The sequence below is a fragment of the Pseudomonas plecoglossicida NBRC 103162 = DSM 15088 genome (genome assembly GCF_000730665.1).
Classification (GTDB): domain Bacteria; phylum Pseudomonadota; class Gammaproteobacteria; order Pseudomonadales; family Pseudomonadaceae; genus Aquipseudomonas; species Aquipseudomonas plecoglossicida.
Map to the genome: position 1 here is coordinate 1 of NZ_BBIV01000092.1, position 970 is coordinate 970.

At 54.4% G+C, this 970-nt stretch carries 1 protein-coding gene; it reads right to left on the minus strand.

Translation table 11 applies throughout. The features are described from left to right. Positions 1-757, minus strand: a 757-nt coding sequence (locus tag PPL01S_RS24215; RefSeq protein ID WP_042156919.1) for an IS110 family transposase, incomplete at its 3' end; no start/stop codon positions are given. Positions 758-970 lie beyond the last annotated feature (213 nt).

Sequence of the window (970 nt, forward strand, 5' to 3'; positions counted from 1 at the left end):
GGATCTCAGAGCATCCCCGTTTGGTCAGGCGACGACGTCCGTTCGTCTGTCCCGAGTCATTCACCCGCAAGTCCATTCCCAGAAATGCGATGTAAGCGTCGCTGCTTCTGAACTCACCTCGAACAAAGGCCATGACCAATGCCGTGGCGGTAAGAAAACCAATACCTTCCACCGCTTGGCAGCGGGCAACTTGTTCTTGCAGTCCGGCTTCGCGGAGCACTTCTTTAAGTTTTTTCTGTATCAACAGATCCAGGCGGTCTATCGATTTGATGAACGCGTCGAAAGCGCTCTTCAGGAGACTTTCGTTGGCCCAGCTTTGCGTCATTGCAGTACGAGCCGCTACCAAGGCTGCCCGGCGTCGAAGCAGGCTCTGAACCTTGCCATAGACGGCGGGAGGTGGGCTCCACGGACGAAGGTCCTCGCCTTCATTTCTCAGGAAACGGGACAACAACCTGGCATCGGAAGGGTCGGTCTTGACTCGCCCACCCACACTTTTCCGGTAATTGCTCAGTTGAAACCCATCAATTACATAGACTTCAATACCCGCACCATGAGCTAACTCGACCAGGTCCAAGTGGTAGACATTGGTCGCCTCAACTGCAATGGCGGTATTGCGGGGCTGTTGTTTGAGCCATCGCTTGATCTCGGGCTTTGCGTTCTTCAGTTTGATCAGCGCATCACTACCGTCGTGATGAATAACCAGCTCAGCTTTCGCAACGTCTGCACCCACGATCAACTTGCTTACCTGCATTGCCATGGGCGGTTCTCCACGTTATGGTTTTTCGGCTTGAAGGGGTTTCACCAAGAGGCGCTGGCTTGCTTCTATCGTCGCTTGCAAACGATGCATTCTTTATCGGCGCTTTGGTGGAAGGGGTGGGGCGATGTCTCCCACGGTCTGTACTGCTCGGAACAGTCAGAAGCCGGCATGTCGTCCCACCACCCCTTCAAGTCCTACCATACAAGCCGGCTT